General features: G+C 63.8%; 17 protein-coding genes. 4 read left to right on the top strand and 13 right to left on the bottom strand.

From position 1 onward, the window contains the following. Positions 1-50 precede the first annotated feature (50 nt). The 4 genes from JJT62_RS05355 to JJT62_RS05340 are packed head-to-tail and all read right to left on the bottom strand — an operon-like array spanning position 51 to position 3,504. Entirely contained in the window at positions 51-908 is an 858-nt protein-coding gene (locus JJT62_RS05355) for a patatin-like phospholipase family protein (RefSeq protein WP_202071678.1), read from the bottom strand. Positions 909-947: 39 nt separating this feature from the next. Next, a complete protein-coding gene (locus JJT62_RS05350; protein WP_202071677.1) occupies positions 948-1,436 on the bottom strand; it encodes a DUF2165 family protein in 489 nt (162 codons plus the stop codon). Next, positions 1,433-2,563: a GNAT family N-acetyltransferase gene (locus JJT62_RS05345; RefSeq protein ID WP_202071676.1), complete on the bottom strand. Its 1,131-nt coding sequence runs from the start codon at positions 2,561-2,563 to the stop codon at positions 1,433-1,435. The genes JJT62_RS05350 and JJT62_RS05345 overlap by 4 nt, the downstream gene beginning before the upstream one ends. After that, on the bottom strand, positions 2,560-3,504 hold the full coding sequence (locus JJT62_RS05340; protein WP_202071675.1) for a hypothetical protein: 945 nt from the start codon (positions 3,502-3,504) through the stop codon (positions 2,560-2,562). The genes JJT62_RS05345 and JJT62_RS05340 overlap by 4 nt, the downstream gene beginning before the upstream one ends. Positions 3,505-3,586: 82 nt before the next feature. Between JJT62_RS05340 and JJT62_RS05335 the strand changes: the two genes are divergently transcribed. From JJT62_RS05335 to JJT62_RS05325, 3 genes are all read left to right on the top strand, one after another. Then, positions 3,587-4,291 carry a glutathione S-transferase N-terminal domain-containing protein gene (locus JJT62_RS05335; RefSeq protein WP_202071674.1) on the top strand — a complete coding sequence of 235 codons (705 nt, stop codon included), beginning with the start codon at positions 3,587-3,589 and terminating at the stop codon, positions 4,289-4,291. 245 nt (positions 4,292-4,536) lie between these two features. Next, positions 4,537-5,220: an orotate phosphoribosyltransferase gene (locus JJT62_RS05330; RefSeq protein ID WP_202071673.1), complete on the top strand. Its 684-nt coding sequence runs from the start codon at positions 4,537-4,539 to the stop codon at positions 5,218-5,220. 420 nt (positions 5,221-5,640) lie between these two features. After that, positions 5,641-6,285, top strand: a complete 645-nt coding sequence (locus tag JJT62_RS05325) for a M15 family metallopeptidase (protein WP_202071672.1) — start codon at positions 5,641-5,643, stop codon at positions 6,283-6,285. A gap of 794 nt (positions 6,286-7,079) precedes the next feature. Here the strand turns inward: JJT62_RS05325 and JJT62_RS05320 are convergent. Both JJT62_RS05320 and JJT62_RS05315 read right to left on the bottom strand, forming a co-directional pair. Next, positions 7,080-7,481, bottom strand: coding sequence for a type II toxin-antitoxin system death-on-curing family toxin (locus JJT62_RS05320; protein WP_202071671.1), 402 nt, complete (start codon positions 7,479-7,481; stop codon positions 7,080-7,082). Then, a complete protein-coding gene (locus tag JJT62_RS05315) occupies positions 7,478-7,726 on the bottom strand; it encodes an AbrB/MazE/SpoVT family DNA-binding domain-containing protein (protein WP_202071670.1) in 249 nt (82 codons plus the stop codon). The genes JJT62_RS05320 and JJT62_RS05315 overlap by 4 nt, the downstream gene beginning before the upstream one ends. A 104-nt stretch (positions 7,727-7,830) precedes the next feature. Here JJT62_RS05315 and recG point away from each other — a divergent pair, with 104 nt between their 5' ends. Next, positions 7,831-9,933, top strand: coding sequence for an ATP-dependent DNA helicase RecG (gene recG, locus JJT62_RS05310; protein ID WP_202071669.1), 2,103 nt, complete (start codon positions 7,831-7,833; stop codon positions 9,931-9,933). 2 nt (positions 9,934-9,935) lie between these two features. Here recG and JJT62_RS05305 read toward each other — a convergent pair whose 3' ends face one another. From JJT62_RS05305 to JJT62_RS05275, 7 genes are all read right to left on the bottom strand, one after another. Then, entirely contained in the window at positions 9,936-10,448 is a 513-nt protein-coding gene (locus JJT62_RS05305) for a hypothetical protein (RefSeq protein ID WP_202071668.1), read from the bottom strand. Positions 10,449-10,841: 393 nt separating this feature from the next. Further along, on the bottom strand, positions 10,842-12,062 hold the full coding sequence (locus JJT62_RS05300) for a DNA methyltransferase (protein ID WP_246744733.1): 1,221 nt from the start codon (positions 12,060-12,062) through the stop codon (positions 10,842-10,844). Then, positions 12,043-12,576 carry a HigA family addiction module antitoxin gene (locus JJT62_RS19505; RefSeq protein WP_370568485.1) on the bottom strand — a complete coding sequence of 178 codons (534 nt, stop codon included), beginning with the start codon at positions 12,574-12,576 and terminating at the stop codon, positions 12,043-12,045. Before JJT62_RS19505 ends, JJT62_RS05300 begins: the two co-directional genes overlap by 20 nt. Before the next feature lie 55 nt (positions 12,577-12,631). Then, positions 12,632-13,768: a tRNA guanosine(34) transglycosylase Tgt gene (gene tgt / locus JJT62_RS05290; RefSeq protein ID WP_202071666.1), complete on the bottom strand. Its 1,137-nt coding sequence runs from the start codon at positions 13,766-13,768 to the stop codon at positions 12,632-12,634. Beyond that, positions 13,765-14,037 (bottom strand): hypothetical protein, encoded by a 273-nt coding sequence (locus JJT62_RS05285; RefSeq protein ID WP_246744732.1) that lies wholly within the window; start codon positions 14,035-14,037, stop codon positions 13,765-13,767. Before JJT62_RS05285 ends, tgt begins: the two co-directional genes overlap by 4 nt. Before the next feature lie 59 nt (positions 14,038-14,096). Beyond that, entirely contained in the window at positions 14,097-15,278 is a 1,182-nt protein-coding gene (gene queA, locus JJT62_RS05280; protein WP_370568484.1) for a tRNA preQ1(34) S-adenosylmethionine ribosyltransferase-isomerase QueA, read from the bottom strand. Between the two features lie 222 nt (positions 15,279-15,500). Beyond that, entirely contained in the window at positions 15,501-15,959 is a 459-nt protein-coding gene (locus JJT62_RS05275) for a peptidylprolyl isomerase (RefSeq protein ID WP_202071663.1), read from the bottom strand. Between the last annotated feature and the right edge of the window lie 89 nt (positions 15,960-16,048).

Here is a 16,048-nt window from a genome sequence, read left to right as displayed (position 1 = left end):
ATATGTCGTAAGCGAACCGACTGAAGCATCGCTAGCACGCTTCCAGCGCGCTAATGCCGATGGTGATGCGGCGCGAGCTGCGACGGCGCCGCGCGCAAAGTGAGACCGCCTCCTTCGATCCATTTCTGCGTCGAGAGAGTCGCGCGCGTCATCAGCCGTTCCGACTGCGAGAAATCGTAAGGAGAGACGTCGAGCGGGCAGAGCGCGGGCGCCATATGCAGCTCCACCGTCTCCGACAGACGTTCGATGTCGCGGCTCAACTGCCAGGCGATCAGCAGCGTGATGGCGTGGAGCGCCCGCGCGACGGCGCCCGACGGCGGGCCTTGCAGATCGCAGGCGTAGCCGGTCGGCAGGATGAATATCTTTGTCGCGCCAAGCGACGCGGCGGCGCGGACCGGCGTATTGGCGGCGACCGCGCCATCCATCAGCGGCGCGCCGTCGATGTCGACGGTCGGATAGACGCCCGGGACGGCCGCGCTCGCCATGATGGCTTCGACGGCCTTGCCGCGCGACAAGGGAACCGCGACCCCTTGCATGTCGGTCGCCACGAGGCACACGGGCAGCTTGGCCTCCTCCAAGAGGCTGTACGGCAAAGCCTTCTCGACAAGTCGTCGCAGAGGAGAAGGATCGATCAGCGAGTCGCGCCGCTTGATGACGGACAAGGCGGTCGTGAGTGTGAAAGGAAAGATGTCCCTGCGCCGCACCGACGCCCAGATTTTGGCAAGCGACTCGACGCCCTTTTCATCCGGATAGGCGGCAAAGTAACAGGCGTTCAGGGCGCCGACCGACGAGCCGACGACGAAGTCCGGATAGACCCCGGCGGCCAGCAGCGCTCTCAGCATGCCGACCTGGATGCAGCCGAGGCTGCCGCCGCCCGCCAGGACAAAGGCCGTTTTCTCTTCGCTCATCAGCTTCCACGCGCCAAGCGGAAGGAAGTTAGCGCGCCTCTAGCTCAATTCCATATCGGCCAGCGCAAGGAAGATCATCGCAACGCCAATGCTGCCGATGAAACGAAACGCCGGCTCCTGCATGTTGTAGACGCCGGCGCGCCACATCTGGAACCATTCGCCGATCGCCATGAAACCGAAGAAATAGAGCAGGAAACCGACGCAAAGGCCCGCAAGCGCCAGGCTTTTGGCGTTGTTGAAAGCCGCCGCCCGCCCTGCCCGCGCCTTCCAAAGAATCCATGCGCCCCAGAGCGTGAGCCCGGCGGAAACAAATTCGGTCGCGATAATGAGAAGATAGCAGATGTGATGCAGCGCCGGGCTCGAGATCGCGCGCCATTTGAGAGGGCTCGACGGGATCATATCCATCGAGAGGATGTGCTGCACGACCTCGAAATTCGGGCCGTAGTCCAAGAGATTGTCGAAAGCAACGAGAAGGATCAGAACGCCAGCCGAAAAGGCGATCGCGATCTTCGCCAGCCTGACGATCATGTCGTTGTCTCCTTTGGCCTCGACACAGACAATCTAGCGCCCCGACGCCCGAAGGAGAACGCGCCTTTTACGCGGGCGAACGACGGCCCGGCGGCGCGAAGCACGCGTTTGACGAAAGGACGCAGCCGGGCGAGCGCGAAGGCCGCCAGGGCGCCGCTCAATGTCCGCGCGACGAAACGCGCCCCGATTTCCATCTCGCCGGTGGCCCAGCCAAGCTTATAGGCGTCGGCGGGCAGCAACATGTCATAGGCGACGAGCCCCTCTTGCGCGCAACGCGCGACGAGGCGGCTCGTCAACGCCTGGCCCGGCGATCCTTCCGCAAAGCGCTCATCGAAACAGCCGAGGAAGGAACGGTAGGCGCCGCCGCCAATAAATCCCAAATCCATCGCGCAAATCTCACCGCCCACGCGCAGCGCGTTAACTTGCAGGAAGCCGTCTCGCGCCAGCGCCGCGATGAAATCCTCCGCAAAGGGATTGGAGAGACCGGCGCTATAGGCGCCTCTGGCGGCGAGCCAGCCGCGCTTGAGCGCAAGCGCATGACGCGCGAGACTCTCGCGCTTCGCGGGCGTCTCGGCCTGAGCAAGCGCGAGCGGCCCATTGGCTTCGAGGCGTTTCACGCGACGCTCGATGCTCTTATGCCGCCGCGTCGTTGCGAGACGCAAATCGACATAGGGCGCCGAAAAAGATTCCCCTGCCCGCGTTCCATCTGCCATGACGGCGCCAGTGCGCAGCCGCGTCAGAGCGAAGAGATCGACGTCGCGCCAGCGCATCATCTCCGCTTCCGCGAGCTTGCGCCAATGTATCCGTCCCGCCTCGGCGCGCGCCAGCGCATCGCCATATTGAGTCATGGGTTCGCCCATCCAACGCGCGATGGAAACGCCGAAGCGCGTTTCGATCTGCAGCGGCAGCAACATTACGAGCCGCCCGCTCTCGCGCAGGCAGAGGATGCGGGGCCGGATGCTTGGCCCCGCGACAGCAATCCAGTTGCGGCACCAGATGAAGCTTTGGAAGCCCGTGGCCTCGGGCGTGGCGTTTTCCAGCTCCGCCCATTCGGCGGCGAGCGCGTCGATGGCCTCGAGCGTCTCGGCGCGCTCCAGGCGATAGGACGAGGGGGCCGATGCGCTCATTTCATCACCTGATATGGCGCGACGTCGCGAAAGCCCATCTCGGCCGCCGGATCGACCCGGAAGTCGATCGTCAGAGGCGCAACTGTGCGGCCGGCAAGTTTGCGCCAGCCCTTATGCGCGGCCGTCAAAGCAAGCTTGCCCCAAAAATCCGGGCCGGTCGTCGCGCGAGAAAGATCGCGGCCGCCAAGGAGCGGCCTCAGCAGAGCATTGGCGTAATCGACGACATAGCCGTCGCGCAGCTCATTCGTCCAGTGCTCCGTCGTGAACGAGACATTGACGCAATCGGCGTTGCGAACGCGGTGCGGGGCGTTACGGGGCCATGTCGTCCAGTCGCCCGGCAGAAGTTCGAAAGTTTCGGCGCCCGCCTCATATGCCGGGTCATAGGGAAGGTCCGTGTCGGCCGCGCGCCCAAGGACGATATTCTCGATCTTGTTTTGCGGCAGATAGGGCGCGCGCGGCGGATAGACCCAGACGCGCTTCTTGCCCCTGACCTGCCAAAGGCTCTGGCCGGGAACGTCGGCGTGCAGGGCGACATTCATGTTCGGGGACGAAATCAGCACGCTCATCGAGCGCTTGTAGCTGCGAAAGCCGGGCACATGCCGCTCGATGTCGGCGAACAGGTCTCCCAGAAAATCATCGTAGGTTTCAAAGGCTTCGTGCACGCGCTGAAGGTGAACCCAGATATTTCCCCGCGCCACCGCCGCCATCACCTCGCGTCCGGAAAGTCCGGACATGTCGCCCTCGCGCCATTTGCGAGGGTCGGTTTCCTCGCGGGCTATGGTATTTACGTGGAATCGCTCGCGGGGCGTCGCCTCGATCAGACGCTCCAGCGCCGCGTCGGAGAACAGCGGATGGTCCGCCAGCCTATGCCGCAACAGCATCGGTTTTCGGCCGAACGCCGTCATCTGATCGGGACGCCATTCTGTAAGAATTTTGGTCATCGCAGTGCTTGAGCCCGTGGAAAATCACGACAGGCTAGCGCTCGAAAAGGAAATAAAAGGTGGATGCGGCAAGGAGTCTCCTATGATCGACCTCTATTACTGGCCTACCCCGAACGGCCATAAGATCACGATCTTCCTGGAGGAGACGGGTCTGGCCTATCGCATCAAGCCGGTGGACATCGGCAAGGGCGATCAGTTCAAGCCAGAGTTTCTGGCCATCTCGCCCAATAACCGCATGCCGGCGATCATCGACCGGACGCCTGCCGACGGCGGGCCCGAGGTCACGCTGTTCGAGTCCGGAGCGATCCTTCTCTATCTCGCCGAGAAGACCGGCCGGCTGCTTCCTACGGACCTGCGCGAACGCATGCGCGCCCTGCAATGGCTGTTCTGGCAGGTTGGCGGGCTCGGCCCGATGGCGGGGCAAAACCACCATTTCGCCAAATATGCGCCGGCGCGCATCCCCTACGCCATCGAGCGCTACCGCAACGAGACCAACCGCCTCTATGGCGTGCTGGACCGCGAGCTCGCCAAATCGCCCTATGTCGCCGGCGACTATTCGATCGCCGACATAGCCTGCTATCCCTGGATCGTGCCGCACGCCGACCAGGGCCAGGATCTGGACGACTTCCCGCATCTCAAGCGCTGGTTCGAGTCGATCAAGACCAGGCCCGCGGTCGTGCGCGCCTATGCCGCCGGCGCGCCCTATGAGCGCAAAGGCCCGGATTTCTCCGCGCTCGAGCGCGAGATTCTTTTCGGCCAGACGGCCGAGCGGCCGGACGCGAAATAGGCTATAGGCTCCGGAGCCGAACAGGATGTTCGAAGGCGGCGGGATCAATCCCTCCCCTTTACGGGGAGGGTGGCCCCGCGAAAGCGGGGTCGGGTGGGGTCCGCCCCAATCCGACTCATTGCGGCTCGGCCCCACCCGGCGGTCTATGACCGCCGACCTCCCCGTAAAGGGGAGGTATGGATGACCCGCAGATTAGTATTCGCCCGGATGGCGACGGGAAGCTGAACAGGAGACGAAGCAGCAGCATGTCCAACGACCGTCAATTCTACGCCCAGGAAACCGCCAAGGCGCTCATCGAGGTGCAGGCCGTGCTCGTCAATGTCGAGAAGCCTTTCATCACCACGGCAGGATGGGCGTCGCCGGTCTATATCGACATGCGCAAGGTCATCAGCTTTCCGCGCCTGCGCCGCCGCCTGACGGAATTCGCCGCGCGCACGATCGAGCGCGACATCGGCTATGAATCCCTCGACGTGGTGGCCGGCGGCGAGACGGCGGGCATTCCCTTCGCCGCCTGGGTGTCCGACAGCCTGATGCTGCCGATGCAATATGTCCGCAAGAAGCCCAAGGGCTTCGGCCGCAACGCCCGCATCGAGGGCGATCTTCACGAGAACGGCCGCGCTTTGCTCGTCGAGGATCTCGCCACCGACGGCGGCTCCAAGAAGGATTTCGTGCAGGCGCTACGCGACGCCGGGCAGCGCTGCGAGCATGTGTTCGTATTTTTCTTCTACGACATCTTCGCCGGCGCCCGGGACGATATGGGCAAGCTCGGCGTCGAGCTGCATTATCTCGCCACCTGGCGCGACGTGCTGGCGGTAGCGCGGGAGCACGGCTATTTCCCCGAGCATGCGCTGAAGGAGATCGAGGCTTTCATCGCCGATCCCATCGCCTGGTCGGCCGCGCATGGCGGCGCGGACAAGCCGAAGGCTTAATCCCCCTCGCCTGACCGTCATTGCGAGCGAAGCGAAGCAATCCAGAGCCCCATCTCGGCTATGGATTACTTCGTCGCTGACGCTCCTCGCAACGACGGGCCTTCAATAGCAACTGATGAACTCCCGATAGCCCCAGCCGAGCCGCACCCAGGGAATCACCGCCGTCATTGCGAGGAGGCGGAGCCGACGAAGCAATCCAGGGCCGCCGCCGCCCTGGATTGCTTCGCTTCGCTCGCAATGACGGGCTCTGGGCAAATGCAGCGCTCTTGTGGCTCCGGACACGCGCCCGATGCGCGCTGTTCAAACGGGACTGGCGCCGAACCACTCAAGCGGAACTCGTATCAGTCTCGGACCTCCTCGATCTGCGCAATCCGCTATAATCACCCCGCGCGCCTTTGCGCGGGCGCATGAGAGCTTCCGATGAACAAGACCGCCCCTTTCGCCTGCCTCCTCGCCCTCGCCGCCACGACCGCCCGCGCCGAGCCGCCGCCCGGCTTCACGCGCCTCGCAGACGTTGCGCCAGATATTGCGCAGGACATGCGCTATGCGGGGTCGGATAATTTCACCGGCCATCCCGTTCCCGGTTATCGCGCGCCGCAATGCTGGTTGCGGGCCGAGGCCGCCATGGCGCTTGCCGCCGCGCAGAAGGAAGCGAAGGCCCAGGGCTTTTCTCTCGTCGTCTATGACTGCTACCGGCCCATGCGCGCCGTCGCCTCATTCGTCGACTGGTCGCGCAACGCCGACCAGGGAACCAAGCCCGCCTATTATCCCAATCTCGATAAAAGCCAGCTCTTTGCCCAGGGCTATATCGCCGCGCAATCCACCCATTCGACGGGCCTCGCCGTCGATCTCGGCGTCGTCGGCTGGGATTTCGGCACGCCCTTCGATTTCTTCGATCCGCGCTCCTGGACGAAATCAAAAGTCGCCGGAGACGCCCGCGCGCATCGCGACGCCCTGGTCGCTTTGATGAAACGCCACGGCTTCGAGAATTATCCGCGCGAATGGTGGCATTACGCCTTCAAGGGCGCGGGCGACGTGCGGGCCCATGACGAGGAAGTAAAATAGACTGACGCGCATTGATGGCGTTCTTCCACCGCCCCTTTGAGGTTATGCAGAGGAGCCCACGCGGTCTTTGCCGTCGCTGCCTCGCCGTAGCGTTGCTCAATGAAACGTAAAAGCCTGTGATCCAAAAGCGGCGCCGCAGCTTTTTGGCCCGCGAGACTCCGCTACGATGAATTGCGCGGCGGACGCGTGCTCAGGCGTCGAGCCAGAAGCGGCAATCACAGAAATTTTTCCTCCGGGTTCTACGCGAAAGGCCACACGAGCAGTTCCCGGCCCAAGGCCTGTCGATCGTGGCGTGTGACGCCGCATAGATTCCACGATGGCGGGAAGGCACGTCATTTGCGGCGAACTTACGCCGCCAGACGCTGCGGCCCCTTGGCCCGCATCCCTTGCCCCAGCAAGGGCTTCCGCCGGGAGCAGGAAACCAATCAGAACGACTACGAATATCCGGCTCATTATTCTTCTTCCGAAAATGGATAGCTGCGTCGTCAGATAATGACCGCAGATTAAGGCAGCAGTTCTTGAATTGCGAGCCCTTTGGCTCCCCCATCAGGGCTCGGAATCCAGTTTAACAAACCCTACGCAGCCGCGTCATGCCCGCGCTTGTCGCGGGCATCCACGCCAAGACGTTACGACACGCGGGGAGAAGAAACGGCGTTATTTCGCTCATGCCCTCAAGCTTTCAGCGTCGGCGCGGCGTGGATAGCCGCGACAAGCGCGGCCATGACGCCGGAACGTCTTCTCGTTAAGTGTGTTACCGAGGGGCCGCCGGCATTGCCGCCTCCGTGTTTCGGCGCTCACGCCTCCCCATTCTGCGCCCGACAATTCTCCCGAATCCAGGCCGCCAAAGTCATTTCGTCGATCTCGCGATTGGCGAATTGCGACATCAGAACGAAACATTCCTCGTCGCTCGCCGTCAGCTCATAGCCATTATCCACAAGAAACAGCTCCATCGCCACGAGCGCGACACGCTTCTTGCCGTCGACAAACGGATGGCAGCGGATGAAACCTGCGGCGTTGGCCGCTGCAAGGCGCGCGGCGTCGCATGCCGCCTCCTTCCGTGCAGTATCGCGCGGGCGCATGATTGCGTTCGTCAGCGCCGCTTCGCTGATGACGCCGACGGCGCCGCCATGCGCCGCAAGCGCCTCCTCGTGAATCGCAAGCGCGATATTGCGGTCGAGAAAGCGCCAGCCGGTCATTTCGCGAGCTGGCGCAGCGCATTGTGACGCTGGCTGATGATGCGCCGCGCCAGCGCTGCGCGGCGTTCGAAATCCGGATCGCTCTTCGTGATTCGATAGCCCTCGGGCGAGCGCGTCAGATACAGCCGGTCGCCTTTTTCGACCGCGAGATCGGCGACGATCTCGCGCGGCAGCACCACGCCGAGGGAATTGCCGATACGGATGACCTTGAGCGCGCCGAAGGCTTCGCCATTTTTCTCAGTCACGTTCGAACTCCCGTATTAACAATCGTCGTTAATACGAAAGTTAAAACACGCGGATGACGGCGGCAACATGACAAATGGCCGCCGGTGGATAAACTGCCCGCCCCATGCGCCCCGATATCCTCGCTCCGCTCTTTGGCCGCATTGCAGCCCTTCCCGGCGTCGGTCCGAAGACCGCGCCGCTTTTCGATCGTCTGTTGGCCAGACCCGGCCAGCAGGCGCGCCTTGTCGATATTCTTTTCCATCTGCCCACGAACATCATCGACCGCAGCCAGCGCCCGACCATCGCCGAGGCGCCGCTGGAGACCATGGTGGTCATCCAGGCGCGCGTCGCCGCGCATCGCCGGCCACAGGGGCGCTACGCCAAGCAGCCGTATCGAGTGCTCGTCGAGGACGACACGGGCGATGTGGAGCTCGTCTTCTTTCTGGCCAACGCCGACTGGATCGAACGCAGCCTGCCGCTGGGCGCAACGCGCTGGATCTCGGGCCGCATCGAGCTTTACGACGGCCGTCGCCAGATGGTGCATCCCGACCGCGTGCTCGACGGGGCCGGCCTCGCCAAATTGCCGCCCTATGAAGCTGTCTATGGACTGACCGAAGGGTTGCAGGCGCGCTTTGTTACGAGGGCCACGGAAGAGGCGTTGGCGCGCCTTCCTGCGCTGCCTGAATGGCAGGAGCCGACCGTGCTTGCCGCCAATAAGCTCCCGGCCTTCGCTGACGCCCTACGCGCGGCGCACCGCCCGGAGAGCCCCGCGGCTCTCTCGCCGCAGCATCCGGCGCGGCAGCGCCTGGCCCTCGATGAGCTGCTCGCAAGCCAATTGGCGTTGCGTCTGATGCGCGCGAAAATGCGCCGTCTGCCGGGCCGCGAGAACAAAGGCGACGGGCGCATCTCGCAGGCCATCGAGGCCGCCCTTCCCTACCGCCTCACCGGCGCGCAGCAACGCGCGCTCGCCGATATTCGCGCCGACCTCGCTTCCGAGATGCGCATGCTGCGGCTTGTCCAGGGCGACGTCGGCTCCGGCAAGACGGTTGTCGCGGCCCTCGCCATGGCGAGCGTCGTCGAGTGCGGGCGACAGGCGGCCTTGATGGCGCCGACCGAAATCCTGGCGCGCCAGCATTACGAACGCCTTGCGCCGCTCATGGAGCCCGCGGGCGTGCGCGTGAAGCTTCTCACCGGACGCTTGAAGCAGAGCGAGCGCGCCGCGGCGCACGCCGCCATTGCGGCCGGCGAGATCGACGTGGTGGTCGGCACGCATGCGCTGGTGCAGAGCGATCTCGCCTTCCACGATCTCGGCCTTGCCGTCGTCGACGAGCAGCATCGCTTCGGCGTGCAGCAGAGGCTTGCGCTCGGCGCCAAGGGCGCGGCGGTCGATGTGCTGGTGATGACGGCGACGCCTATTCCACGCACGCTGGCGCTCACGGCCTTCGGCGACATGGACTCCTCGGCCCTCGACGAAAAGCCGCCGGGCCGCACGCCAATCTCGACCCGCGCCCTGCCCGCGTCGCGCATCGGCGAAGTTGTCGCGGGGCTTCAGCGCGCGCTGGCCGAAGGCGCCCGCGCCTATTGGGTATGCCCGCTTGTGGAGGAGAATGAAGACCTCGATCTCGCCGCCGTCGAAGCCCGCGCCGCCGATCTGCGTCATTATTTCGGCGACGCCGTCGGTCTCCTCCACGGACAAATGAAAGGGCCTGAAAAAGACGCGGCCATGGAGGCTTTCCAGCGCGGCGACACGCGCCTGCTCGTCGCCACGACAGTGGTGGAGGTCGGCGTCGACGTGCCCGAAGCGACGATCATGGTGATCGAACACGCCGAGCGCTTCGGCCTTGCGCAATTGCATCAGCTCCGCGGCCGCGTCGGCCGCGGTTCGGGCAAATCGAGCTGCCTTCTGCTCTACAAGGGCCCGCTGAGCGAAGCCGCAAAGGCGCGCCTGATGGTTTTACGCCAGACGGAAGACGGATTCCGTATCGCGGAAGAAGATTTACGGCTCCGCGGCGAAGGCGAGCTGCTCGGCACGCGGCAGGCTGGTTTGCCGGGCTTTCGTCTCGCCGATCTTACCGCCCACGCCCGCCTCCTCGCCATCGCGCGAGACGACGCCGAGATCATTCTGAGACGAGACCCGGAACTGACGAGCGAACGCGGCGAGGCGCTACGCGCCCTGCTCTATCTTTTTGAGCGCGATGAAGCGATCAAGCTTTTACGCGCAGGGTAAAACTACGCCGCCGCCTGCCCGAGGCGACCGAATCCGGGGAGAAAGCCTGCGACCGTCTCGAAGGGGATGCGACGGTCGAAATTCAGCGTGCGGGCGTCGGCGACGATGAGCGCCTGAGGCGCGAGCAGCACCGTCTCGAAATCCATGTAATTCTGGAAACACTCCTGTTTCATCATCGCCTTCGCCACGGCGCGGTGCGAGCCCCTTTCGAAAGCCGCCAGCTCCTCCGCGCGCATCGCTCTTTCGGCATGCAGCGCAAAGCGCAGCTTTGTCTGCTCCACTTCGAAGATAAAGAGCATTTTCGTCGAGACGCGCCCGGTGGATTCCGAACGCCAGTTGCGCCACCAGGGGTCCGGCCCCTGAGCCTCCTGCTGCTCCGCTTGAAGCAACCGAACAAGGGGCCAAAGACGCGCAAACTTGGTTCGGCTAAGGAACCAGGAGCGGAATTCATGCGACGTCGCCAACGTCGACGCGAAGAGTTCGTCCAAATCGCTCGAAAGTGGGTCGCCCTGCATGTTCGATTTCCTATCAGGCAAGAGCAGCCCGGGCCGCGCTCGGGCTGTTCTCATCTTGCTAGGCTTCGCGCGTGAATCTTGTCTTTAAAAAAGCGTGTCGGAGCTTGGTAGGATTAATGACTGATTAATACGAGATTCGCTTGATTGGACCGGCGCCATCCCCGACGCTCGCTTAAGCGAGCGATCGGGAATCCAGAGCAAAACCAGCGCCCGTCATTGCGAGCGAAGCGAAGCAATCCAGGGCGGCGATGCGGCCCTAGATTGCTTCGTCGGCTCCGCCTCCTCGCAATGACGGCGGTGATACCCTGTGTATCCAAACGGCGCGAGCGTCGGGGATGGCGCCGAACCAATCGAGCGGATCTCGTATCGATCAAGCGGGGAGGATATACGGCGCTAAATGCGCCAGGCCACAACGATGCGGTTGCTGTTGACGCCTTTGCTGTTGTTGGCGACGCCCCAGCAATTGCTGGTCTTGGTGAAACGCTGGCGATTGACCATAACGCACAGCCTTTCGAAAGGCAGGCCTTCCATGGCTTCCCAAACGAGACGCTCGAGCAGCACCGCGCCGCCGCGCACCTCGCCGACTTCATAAGCGACATGGCCGCCAGGCCTGACGACGCGCGCCAGTTCTTCAAAAACGGCGCGCGTCATGCGCGTCCAGGCGTCGGGGCTCCGCAATTGCGAGAAAGCAATCCCATCGGCATCGACGCCCGCGAACCAATTGCGCAGCCAGTTGTCCCCGCGATAATCCACGACGTTGAGAAAGGGCGGCGACGTCACGACCAGATCGACGGAGGCCTCATGCAAATGCGCAAGCCTAGCTGCATCGGCCACAGCAAGAATCGCACTCGGTCCCGGCGGCGGCGCGCCATCGGAGAGAAGCGACCGCGACTTTCTCGAAATCAAGGCGGCGACGTCGCGCATGGGCGGCGTTTGCACACGGCGTTCGTTGATCTTTAACTGCGCCTTTACACTCACAGCCTGATTAGGAGGCATGGTGTAGACGGAAAAAAAGCCCGGCGAATGGCCGGTCAGACGGTTGAGCGCGACCATTCTAATCCAGTCATCGACCGGATCAGGCGCGACCTCGGGCGGCAGGCGCGCGATGAGCCAGGCGCGCAAGGCGCAGATCTGCCGCAACGTTTCCGGATGGTAGAAGGCAAGAAGATCGTCTCGCTCGATCTGGCCGGCGTCCAGCGGCGCCTCGGCAAGGCGCGCAACCACATCCTCTATCGCCGGCGGGCGCAGCCGCGGCCGCGTCAACATTACGGAAAGCGGATTAGCGTCGGAACCGACCGCGCGGCGCCCCAGCAACGCCGCCTGGAGCGGCGTCGTGCCGCGCCCCATGAAGGGATCGCAAACCACGTCGCCTTGTTTGGTCAGCCGCTCGATGAAAAAAGCCGGAAGCTGCGGCTTGAAGCAGGCGCGGTAGCTGACCTCGTGCAGCGAATGCGCCGAGCGCTGCGCGGCCCCCCAATATTCGTTTACGTAATACGTAATACCGCGCTCTTCCACCACTTGCGTGGGCGCGCCGAAAGCATCGAAGGCGCGCAACGCCGTGAGGAAATCGCTCTCCGCCGCCGGGCGCGCGGATTTACGCGATGCGATCGGCAAGCCGGGGGCGCCCCTTGATCTCAGCGCCAAGCTCCGCGCGCGCAAGGGCCAGCTCATATTGCAACTGCAAATCCAGCCATTGTTCCGGATCGACTCCAAACCAATGACCAAAGCGCAGCGCCGTGTCCGCGGTGACGCCGCGCTGGCCATTGAGAATGGCCGTCACGCGATTGACCGGCACGCCGATGTCTCTGGCGAGATCGGATGCCGTCAAACCAAGGTCGAAGAGATGTTGCGCGAGAATGCGGCCCGGGTGGGTTATTCCCTCCTCCGCAGACGAGAGCTCGAAACTGAGCTGGCGATTCGTGCGGCGAAGCGAGGCGCTCGGCGCGGCTTCCTTGGCGGCGGCGCGACGCGGCGCGGCAGCAATAGTCGGCGCTTTGCGCGCTGGCGCAGAAGCGACGGCAGCGCTGGCCTGGGCCTGCGGCGGCGAGCGATCGGCGCGCGCTCGGAAGCCGCCGGTCAGAAGAAGGCGGGTGAGCGCCTCGTAGTAAGTGCCCGCGATAGGCTCCACTCGCACCCTCCTCAATTATTACGCGCTCCGTAAAGCGCGTAGATTCGAATGCGCTCTAGGGTGCGAGATGCGACCCCTCGCCCTCGGCCCATTGCGCGCGGGTCTCGGCAATGAAATCGGAAAGCCGGCCCTCGACGATCGCGGCGCGCAACCCGACCATCAAACGCTGATAATATGCCACATTGGCCTGGGTCAGCAGCATCATTCCCAAGATTTCCCCAGCCTTTACGAGATGGTGGAGATAGGCGCGCGAGTAATCGCGCGCGGCCGGGCATGAGGAGTCGGGGTCGAGCGGGCGCAAATCTTCCGCATGGCGGGAGTTCTTGATGTTGATTTTTCCGAAGCGCGTATAAGCGAGGCCATGGCGGCCGGCGCGCGTGGGCATCACGCAATCGAACATGTCGATCCCGCGCGCGACCGCCTGCATAATGTCGTCCGGCGTGCCGACGCCCATGAGGTAACGGGGCTTTCCGGCCGGGAGATGCGGAACGGTCGTCTCCAGCATGTCGAGCATGACCTCTTGCGGCTCTCCAACCGCGAGGCCGCCGACCGCCAAGCCGTGGAAATCCATATCGGCGAGCGCCCGGGCGCTTTCGACGCGCAAGGTTTTGTTTGCGCCGCCCTGAACGATGCCGAAGATCGCCCTGCCCGGCTGTTCCTGGAAAGCCTTGCGCGAACGCTCGGCCCAGCGCAGCGACAGGCGCATGGCGCGTTCGGCCTCTTCGTCGGAGCAGGGCAGGCGCACGCATTCGTCGAATTGCATCTGAATATCGGAGCCCAGCAAATGCTGGATCTCCATCGAGCGCTCGGGCGATAGATGATGGCGCGAGCCGTCGATATGCGATTGGAAAGTGACGCCGCTTTCATCGAGCTTGCGCAGCTTGGCGAGCGACATGACTTGAAAGCCGCCCGAATCCGTCAGGATCGGATAAGGCCAGCGCATGAATTCGTGCAGGCCGCCGAGCTTGGCGACCCGCTCGGCGCCCGGCCGCAGCATCAGATGATAGACGTTGCCGAGCAGAATATCCGCGCCGGTCGCGCGCACGTCCTGCGGAAACATGGCTTTCACCGTCGCCGCCGTTCCGACTGGCATAAAGGCGGGCGTGCGGATTGTTCCGCGCGACGTAAAAATCTCACCCTTGCGCGCCGCACCGTCTGCCGCCTGCACGGCGAAGGAGAATTCATCGCTCATTTTCGTTCCTTGGCGCCGAGCTCGGCGAGCTTGACGATTTTATACTGTCCGTAATCCGTCTCGTTGAACCACACGGAGAAGATCTCGCCCACTCTTATTTCCGTCTTCCGTAAGTCGGTATGCCACGGGTCGGCGCTCTTGCCGAAATCGATCTGCCCGTCGCGTCGCAGAATAAAGGGGAGCGGCGCGGCGCCGTCGAGGTCGAAGGCGCCGAAGACATCCCATGTTGACGCAACGCGTAAATCCTCGATCCGCAGATCAACGGTCATACGCGCCTCGGTGGGATCGTCCCGCCATTGCGCGATTAGACGTAGGTCACGCGCCTCGCTCATCGGTCGGCGCGGTAGAGAAGGCTGGCGTCGCCGTAGGAATAGAAGCGATAGCCATTGGCAATGGCGTGCGCATAGGCGGCCTTCATGCGCTCGACGCCGCAAAAGGCGCAGACCAGCATGAAGAGCGTCGAGCGCGGCAAATGGAAATTGGTGAGCAGCATGTCCGTCGCGCGGAATTTATAGCCCGGCGTGATGAAGATGCTCGTACGCGCAGCGTAAGGAAGGATCTGTCCCTCCTCGCTCGCAGCGCTTTCGAGCGTGCGCAATGCCGTCGTGCCGACGGCGACGATGCGGCCGCCCTTGCTGCGCGCGGCGTTCAACGCCTGGGCCGTGTTCGCGTCGATGCGGGCGAATTCCCCGTGCATTTTATGCGCGTCGGTGTCATCCGCCTTCACGGGCAGAAAGGTGCCGGCCCCGACGTGGAGCGTCACGCGGTGAAGCGTCACGCCCATCGCTTCTATCTTTGAAAGGAGCGCCGGCGTGAAATGCAGCCCCGCCGTCGGCGCGGCGACGGCGCCCGCCTCGCGCGCGAAAACCGTTTGATAGTCCGTCTCGTCGCGCTCATCCGCCGCCCGCTTGCCGGCGATGTAAGGCGGCAAAGGCATTTCGCCGAAGGCTTCGATTGCTGCGTCGAGAGCGGGGCCAGAGAGGGCGAAACTCAGAGTGATCTCGCCTTCCGCGCCTTTCGCCTCGACGTGAGCCACAAGGGACGCAGCCTCGTCATTGCGAGGAGCGTCAGCCACGGAGCAATCCAGAGTCGGGTTGGCGCTCTCTATTGCTTCGCTTCGCTCGCAATGACGGAAGAAACGAATTTCGTCGCCGACGACGAGCTTCTTTGCCGGGCGCATGAGCGCGCGCCAGCGTGATGCGTCGAGCCGCTCGATCAGCGTCGCCTCGACGCCCGCGCTCAATTCGCCGCGAATGCGCTTTCCCGAAAGCCGCGCGTGAATGACGCGCGTGTCGTTGATGACGAGAGCGTCGCCGGGCCGCAAATAGGAGAGAAGGTCGCGCACGATCCGGTCTTCTAAAGAGCCTGACGGCGGAACGACGAGCATGCGTGCGCCATCGCGCGGCTCTACGGGCCGCAGCGCGATGCGGTCTTGGGGAAGCTCGAAGTCGAAGAGATCGACGCGCATGTTTGTTGCTCGATCAAACGGGCGGCAGGCGAGGCGCGCCATCCCCCGCTTGCCGGGAGGTCGGTGGTCGGAGACCGCCGGGGGCTCTTTCGCTGCGAAGAGCCCGCGTCGACGCCCCTCGCGCTTCGAGACGCCTGCTGCGCAGGCTCCTCAGCATGAGGGGCTTCTGCATCTGCGCCAAAACACTTCGGCCTCATCCTGAGGAGCGAGCGACGCTCGCGTCCCGAAGGACGAGGCCGCCTTTGTCAGCGGACTGTGTGGAACTCAGCCGCCCAGCGTCGCCTTGATGATCTTGTCGGGATCCTTCACCGGCTCGCCGCGCTTGATCTTATCGACATTCTCCATGCCGGAGATCACCTCGCCCCACACCGTATATTGGCGATCGAGGAAACGGGCGTCGGTGAAGCAGATGAAGAACTGCGAATTAGCGGTGTCGGGGTGCGACGCGCGCGCCATGGAGCAGGTTCCGCGCAGATGCGGCGCGTCATTGAACTCGGCTTCCAGGTTCGGATATTGTGAACCGCCCGTGCCGGTGCCTCGCGGGCAGCCGGTCTGGGCCATGAAGCCCTCGATCACGCGATGGAAGACAATCCCGTCATAGAAGCCCTCGGAAACGAGCTTCTTGATGCGCTCGACATGCTTGGGCGCGAGATCGGGGCGGAGTTTGATGACGACCGGGCCCTTGGTGGTCTCCAGCGTCATGGTGTCGGCGGCTTCAGTCATTCTCGTTTTCCTTAGAGAAAGGCTCCCTCACCCTGAGGAGCGGCGGAGCCGCGTCTCGAAGGGCGAGGGAGCCGTTGCAGAACGCCCTC

It is taken from the genome of Methylocystis sp. Sn-Cys (assembly GCF_016745395.1).
In the GTDB taxonomy this organism is placed as follows: domain Bacteria; phylum Pseudomonadota; class Alphaproteobacteria; order Rhizobiales; family Beijerinckiaceae; genus Methylocystis; species Methylocystis iwaonis.
This window is presented reverse-complemented; position numbering and strand designations above follow the sequence as displayed.